This is a genomic window from Microcoleus sp. B4-C2 (genome assembly GCF_036705265.1).
GTDB lineage: Bacteria > Cyanobacteriota > Cyanobacteriia > Cyanobacteriales > Microcoleaceae > Microcoleus.
In genome coordinates this window covers 50,911-57,254 of the sequence record NZ_JAUBUB010000032.1, presented here as the reverse complement: position 1 = coordinate 57,254, position 6,344 = coordinate 50,911, and the positions used below count along the sequence as shown (strand labels likewise).

General features: G+C 47.5%; 8 protein-coding genes, 1 tRNA gene and 1 other annotated feature. Of the genes, 1 reads left to right on the top strand and 8 read right to left on the bottom strand.

Features of this window, described 5'->3' with window-relative positions; translation table 11 throughout:
• Positions 1-236: 236 nt before the first annotated feature.
• From rplL to rplS, 8 genes are all read right to left on the bottom strand, one after another.
• Positions 237-626, bottom strand: coding sequence for a 50S ribosomal protein L7/L12 (rplL, locus tag QUB20_RS12240; protein WP_333246283.1), 390 nt, complete (start codon positions 624-626; stop codon positions 237-239).
• 138 nt (positions 627-764) lie between these two features.
• The gene (gene rplJ / locus QUB20_RS12235; RefSeq protein WP_333054357.1) at positions 765-1,373 is read right to left on the bottom strand and encodes a 50S ribosomal protein L10; all 609 of its coding nucleotides are present in this window, start codon (positions 1,371-1,373) and stop codon (positions 765-767) included.
• A 29-nt stretch (positions 1,374-1,402) separates the two neighbouring features.
• Positions 1,403-1,575: a sequence feature (ribosomal protein L10 leader region), on the bottom strand.
• Positions 1,576-1,683: 108 nt separating this feature from the next.
• The gene (rplA, locus tag QUB20_RS12230; RefSeq protein ID WP_190663916.1) at positions 1,684-2,397 is read right to left on the bottom strand and encodes a 50S ribosomal protein L1; all 714 of its coding nucleotides are present in this window, start codon (positions 2,395-2,397) and stop codon (positions 1,684-1,686) included.
• A gap of 230 nt (positions 2,398-2,627) precedes the next feature.
• Positions 2,628-3,053, bottom strand: a complete 426-nt coding sequence (gene rplK, locus QUB20_RS12225; protein WP_333031062.1) for a 50S ribosomal protein L11 — start codon at positions 3,051-3,053, stop codon at positions 2,628-2,630.
• Between the two features lie 3 nt (positions 3,054-3,056).
• Positions 3,057-3,695, bottom strand: a complete 639-nt coding sequence (gene nusG, locus QUB20_RS12220) for a transcription termination/antitermination protein NusG (protein WP_333054359.1) — start codon at positions 3,693-3,695, stop codon at positions 3,057-3,059.
• The gene (gene secE / locus QUB20_RS12215) at positions 3,692-3,925 is read right to left on the bottom strand and encodes a preprotein translocase subunit SecE (RefSeq protein ID WP_333054360.1); all 234 of its coding nucleotides are present in this window, start codon (positions 3,923-3,925) and stop codon (positions 3,692-3,694) included. The genes nusG and secE overlap by 4 nt, the downstream gene beginning before the upstream one ends.
• Before the next feature lie 331 nt (positions 3,926-4,256).
• A tRNA-Trp gene (locus QUB20_RS12210) sits at positions 4,257-4,329 on the bottom strand.
• A gap of 134 nt (positions 4,330-4,463) precedes the next feature.
• Positions 4,464-4,847, bottom strand: coding sequence for a 50S ribosomal protein L19 (rplS, locus tag QUB20_RS12205; RefSeq protein ID WP_242721249.1), 384 nt, complete (start codon positions 4,845-4,847; stop codon positions 4,464-4,466).
• Between the two features lie 40 nt (positions 4,848-4,887).
• Here rplS and QUB20_RS12200 point away from each other — a divergent pair, with 40 nt between their 5' ends.
• Positions 4,888-6,327: an inorganic phosphate transporter gene (locus QUB20_RS12200; RefSeq protein ID WP_333291378.1), complete on the top strand. Its 1,440-nt coding sequence runs from the start codon at positions 4,888-4,890 to the stop codon at positions 6,325-6,327.
• The last annotated feature ends 17 nt before the right edge of the window (positions 6,328-6,344 follow it).

Sequence of the window (6,344 nt, the reverse complement as noted above, 5' to 3'; positions counted from 1 at the left end):
GGATGGGCGTCCCGCCCGGCCCAAAAGGACGGGCGGGACGCCCATCCCACAAGAACAATTAAAATTGTAAATTATTTAATTCGCGATCCTAAGAGGACACAGCAAGGCCGTTTCCCTACACCAAAAATAATTAATCGCGCGAGAGATGTAACTATCGCGCGATTAATTTTAGGGAATAGTCAACAGTCAACCATCATTCCGGTGTCACCAGAATTGATATCAACTACATTCTCTGACTACTTGATAGAAATTTTTGCGCCCACAGCTTCAAGCTGTTTCTTCATTTCTTCAGCAGCATCCTTAGCAATAGCTTCCTTAACTGCTTTCGGTGCGGCTTCTACCAAGTCTTTTGCTTCCTTCAGACCCAGACCGGTAATTGCGCGGACTTCCTTCAGAATGGCGATTTTCTTGTCAGCAGGAACTTCTTCCAGCATGACAGTAAATTCAGTTTGCTCTTCTACTGGTTCAGCAGCAGCAGCAGCAGGGCCGCCCATCATCATCATGCCACCTACGGGAGCAGCAGCGCTGACGCCGAAAGCTTCTTCAATTTGCTTGACCAATTCAGAAGCTTCGAGCAAAGTCAGAGACTTAAGTTTTTCCAAGATTTCATCAGTTGCAGTAGACATTCGTTAAACTCCTAGTTCGATTGTAGATTTGGGATTTGGGATTTGAGATTTGCTCATTCATCCTTAGTTTTTCGTCTCCAGTCTTCTATTTATTGCTAAATACTAATGACTGAGGACTAATGACTAATTACTAATGACTTACACAGATGCGCTTTCTGCTTCTGCTTCTGGTTGCGCTTCTGCTTCTGCTTCTGGTTGTGCTTCTGCTGCTACTTCTGCTGAACCGCCGTCTTTTTCAGCATAAGCTTTAAGACCGCGAGCGATCGAAGTAGGAACTTGATTGATACCCACAGCCAACTTGGTTGCGACACCGTTGATAGCGCCAGCAATTTGAGCCATGAGTTGTTCTTTCGACGGCAGATCAGCTAATGCTTTAACATCAGCTTCTTTCAGTACCCGTCCTTCCATTACGCCGCCGCGAAGTTCTGTCTTCTTAGAGACTTTTTGGAATTCTTGGTAAGCTTTAATCGCGCCGCCAATATCTTCTTGCACGAACAGAAATGCCGACGTACCTGTCAGCAATTCTTGTATCGGCTGCCAGGTTTCGTTGCCTTCAACAGCAATTCGCATCAGCGTGTTTTTTGCCACTTGGCAACTGCTGCCTTTCGGACGCAAACGCCGACGCAAATCTGTGATTTCAGCAACAGTTAAGCCCGTGTAGTCAATCACGATCGCCAGTTGAGATTCGCTCAAGGTTTGCTTGAGGTCTGCAATAATCTCATTTTTTACTGCTAAACTTTTGCCCATACTTATTTCACCTCCTTTTAGGATCGAAAATTGCCCGTCAAAAACCCCGACCTTCGAGCCGGGGCAGAGAATTAAAAATTAACAAGTCACAATTAAAAATAGAAAATTTCTAATCTTTGAGTCTTGAGTTTTTATTTCTTCAGCCTCGGCAGGAAATTAAGCGATCGGCACCTGCGGTCTTCAGCTTATTGATTTTTGATTAGGCTATCACGAGAAGGCAGACATAGCAAGGCTATGACGCAAATCTTGTGAGAGATTTACACAGACAGCCGAAGCTGTCTTTTACCTTCTGCCTTCTGCTTAATTCTTTCTACGCAGCATCAAGTTTGGTATCGCGCAGAGCACTGATATCGACTTCGATCGACGGGCCCATTGTTGCGGATACGTACAAACTGCGCCAGTAGCGACCTTTAGCACCAGAAGGACGGTTGCGGTCAACTGTTTCTTGCAAAGCATGAAGGTTGACGAGCAAATCTTCCGCTGAGAAAGCTGCCTTGCCAAACATAACATGAACGATGCCAGTTCGATCGGCACGGAATTCTAGTTTACCACCTTTAAACTCGTTGATCGCCTGAGCAATGTCAGTCGTCACCGTGCCACCTTTCGGAGAAGGCATCAAACCGCGCGGGCCCAATAACCGACCCAATTTTGCCACCAACGGCATCACATCTGGGGTAGCAATCAGGCAATCGAAGTCCATCATGCCCTTCTGAATTTCATCGATCAACTCTTCAGAACCAGCAATATCCGCGCCGGCATTCAGAGCTTCTTTAACTTTTTCGCCCTTAGCAATCACCGCAATTCTGACTACTTGACCAGTTCCTTTTGGTAGCGATACAGTTGTCCGCAACTGTTGGTCAGTATATTTCGGGTCAATTCCCAAACGGATGTGAGCTTCAGCAGCTTCGCCAAACTTAGCGGTTGCTGTTTCTTTCAAAAGTTGCAGAGCTTCCAGCGGTAGATAAGGTCTGTCTTCAACTTTCTTTTGAAGTTCTTGCAGTCTTCGCGATACTTTCTTTGCCATTGTTATCTCCTGGGGTCAGTCGATTTTAGATTTTAGATTTTAGATTTTAGATTGAACCTATCGGACAATCTTAAAATCTATCAGTTTTCGGTTACTAGCGAAGCTTTGCTTCTCCCCCTGAACCGATCGATTTTGGATTTTGGATTTGGGATTTTAGATTGAAGATTTTACCTTCAAAATCCTGAATTACTGACAACTGCCAACTGTCAACTGACAACTGACAAATGACTTCAATCAGCGATCGCCACGCCCATATTTTTAGCCGTTCCTGCCACGATTTTCATAGCAGCCTCAACATCATTAGCATTGAGGTCAGGCATTTTGGTTTCAGCGATTTCTCGCAGTTGAGCCTGTGTAATCGAGCCTACTTGCTTGCGATTAGGTTCTCCCGAACCCTTAGCAATGCCAGCGGCTTTTTGAATCAAAACCGACGCCGGTGGGGTTTTGAGAATAAACGTAAAACTGCGGTCTTCAAAAACCGAAATTTCTACCGGAACCACCAGACCCGCTTGGTCTGCGGTTCTAGCATTGTACTCCTTGCAAAACATCATAATATTGACGCCGTGCTGACCCAATGCTGGGCCGATCGGAGGAGCTGGGTTGGCTTTTCCCGCCGTAATCGCCAACTTAATTACTGCAACAACTTTCTTTGCCATTAGTTAGTTCTGTTTCTGAACCTGATTGAACTCCAATTCTACAGGCGTATCGCGCCCAAAAATCGAGAGTAAAACTTTGAGCTTGTTTCGTTCCGGGCTAACTTCAATCACATCACCTTCAAAATCCTTAAATGGCCCGGAAAGTACCACAACGTGGTCTCCAGTAGACATCGATACTTTGACAACTGGTTCTGATTCCTGAGCGTTTCTGAAGATCCGTTCTACTTCCGAATGACTCAGAGGTAGCGGTTTGACGTGACCCCTGCCGCGCCCGTAGCGGCGTTTCTGCTCTGCCCCGACAAAATTAATTACATTCGGGGTATTCTTGATCACCTGCCACGTATCCTCGTCCATAAACATACGGATGAGTACGTAGCCGGGAAAGATTTTTTCATCTGACTGCCGCCTGGAACCGTCTTTGCCGACTTTGATTGCCGGAGTTTGCGGAATTTCTACTTGAACGATGCGATCGGCAACATCCAAAGTTTGAATCCGCTGCTGCAAGTTTGCCTTCACGCGCTTTTCGCAGCCAGAGGCAACTTGAACAGCATACCAGCGAGCATCAATCTCCGGCACATCTGGCGATGCTGCCTGTCCCGTCGCTTCTGTGGAATACTCAGATTCTTCTGATGCAAAAGTCATGGCCCAAACACCTTTCCCGCGCCCCAGTTAAAGAAGTTATCCACCAAATAGATCAGGCTTGCTGAGAGGATCACCATCAAAAGCACGGCCAAAGACTCGCTGATTAGCTGCTGCCTGCTAGGCCAAACCACTTTGTCGAGTTCTTCTCTAGTTTCCTTAAAAAAACCCGCAGGGTCAAACCCAGGCGCTGTTATTTCTTGAGTTTCTTGAGCTTCGTCTTTTTTCGCCACGATTCAATCCCCCTTGCGATTTTAGATTTTAGATTTTAGATTTTAGATGGTGTGAGTGGCCCGCGGCTCTCAGATTTTGTGACACTAACCACTTACGCCCAAGTCCCAAATCTCAAATCTAAAGCCACGACTTTTTTACAAGCCCAACCAATCAACGGCGTAAATGCTGATCGCCGAAACCGATGATCGAGAAGCCACACCGAGCATTTGTTGATGGCATTTTTTGCGAACCGCCCACAAAAATTAATTCTACCCGAAAGTTTGCGGTTTTGACTGTTGCCAGCCAATAGTCCGGGCGCTTTCGGGCAGAATTTAAAGTTTGGTGATTCAGCGCGCCCTGGAGGACTTGAACCCCCGACATCAGGTTTTGGAGACCTGCGTTCTACCAACTGAACTAAGAGCGCACAGGTGAGGTTGCTGAAATTCGCTTAACCTCTAGATTTCTATTTTAACACAGTGCGCTCGTAAATGGGAAACTTTTTTTGAATTTTTTTAAATTTCCCATGAACCATGAACCAAGGGGAAGCTGGGTGCATTCCTACAGGGAGCGATCGAACCGCTGTTTGACGCGAGTAGCTTTGCCCACCCGATCGCGCAGGTAGTAAAGTTTTGCTCTGCGGACTTTCCCGCGGCGCATCACTTGGATCGTGGCGATGCGGGGCGAGTGAATCAAAAACACCCGTTCCACGCCGACGCCCTGAAACACGCGGCGGACGGTGATTGTTTCATTAATCCCGCCGTTACGCATGGCAATCACAGTCCCTTCGTAGGGCTGAACCCGTTCTTTGTTACCCTCTTTAATTCTTACGCCGACTCGCACTGTGTCGCCGACGTAAATTTCGGGAACTTGTTTATTGAGTTCTTGCTTGACTCTATTTATTTCTTCCGTTTCTATAGAACGGATTATTTCTGCGCCTTTCATGGGATTTACCAAAACTCACAATCCCTTATCATATATCGAAATGCCCGTTTTATGTCAAAAAATTTCTATGTTAGATACCTCTGGGGTCGTATTTCTGCAAGTAGGGGCAATGGCCGCACTGGCCTTGTACGTCGCCGCCAACTTGGGTGCCAACGATGTCGCTAACTCGATGGGGACATCCGTAGGCTCGAAGGCGCTAACGCTGCGGCAGGCAATAATTGTTGCAGGCATACTGGAATTTTCCGGCGCAGTGCTGTTCGGGCAAGGAGTTTCCGAAACTCTCGCCACAGGAGTTGTGAATGCAGAAGTGTTCGCGGCCAAACCGCAAGTATTTTTAATCGGGATGGTGTCAGTGCTGATTGCTTGCGGCTTGTGGCTGCAAATCGCTACCAGTCGAGGTTTGCCGGTTTCTTCATCCCATGCAGTGGTAGGCGCGATCGCGGGTTTTAGCTGTGTTGCAGCCGGAATTAATGCAGTTGATTGGCGAACCATCGGCACTATCTCCCTAACTTGGCTGGCGACACCCATCGCCAGCGGTGCTTTAGCCGCGCTATTTTACAGTGTGGTGAAGTATTCGATTCTCGATCGACCAGATCCTCTATCTCAAATGCGCGAGTGGATACCTTGGCTGAGTGCAGCAATGCTGAGCGTATTTGGGATAATTGTACTGCCGTCTATTGTGGATGTTGCTTTGGTGCAGACAGGGGCGATCGCCGCCGCACACGATCGATTTGGCTGGAATCTGCCCATTCACGATATTGTCATTGGCATTGGGAGTATTGGGGCGATCGTCCTGACACTCACTAGCTGGAAAAAATTAGAATCAGTTGAGAAGGAAGAAGGTTCGGCAGCGGATTTTGTAACGGATGTAACGGATGTAACGGATGCAAGGAATAAGAAAGAGGGAATATTTTCCCACTCTCCCACTCTCCCCCTCTCCCCCTCTCCCCCTCCCCGCCACTCTCCCATCGAGCAACAAATGGCGAGATTTCAAGTCATAAGCGCCTGTTTTGTAGCATTTTCCCACGGTTCCAACGACGTAGGAAATGCAGTTGCTCCCCTAGCTGCGATCGCCTACATCCGGCGCACAGGTTCCTTTCCATCAGGGGATTTCAGCGTACCACTGTGGATTTTAGTCGTTGGAGGCGCAGGAATAGTCATCGGTTTAGCCATCTGGGGCAAAAATGTAATTGCCACAGTAGGCGAAAAAATCATCCAACTGCAACCAAGCGGCGGATTTTGCGCGGAATTAGCCACAGCCACCACAGTCTTGCTAGCATCCCGCTTCGGTTTGCCAGTTTCCACATCCCACGCTTTAGTGGGTGCAGTTGTCGGAGTCGGGCTGATCAAAGCTTGGAAAACAGTACGGTTGCAAACTTTGCTGTCAATTGGTTCGGCTTGGCTGGTGACAATTCCGATCGCAGCAGGTTTGGGTGCTATCATCTTCAGCATCGCCCAATCAATCGATTTTAGATTTTAGATTTTAGATTTTAGATT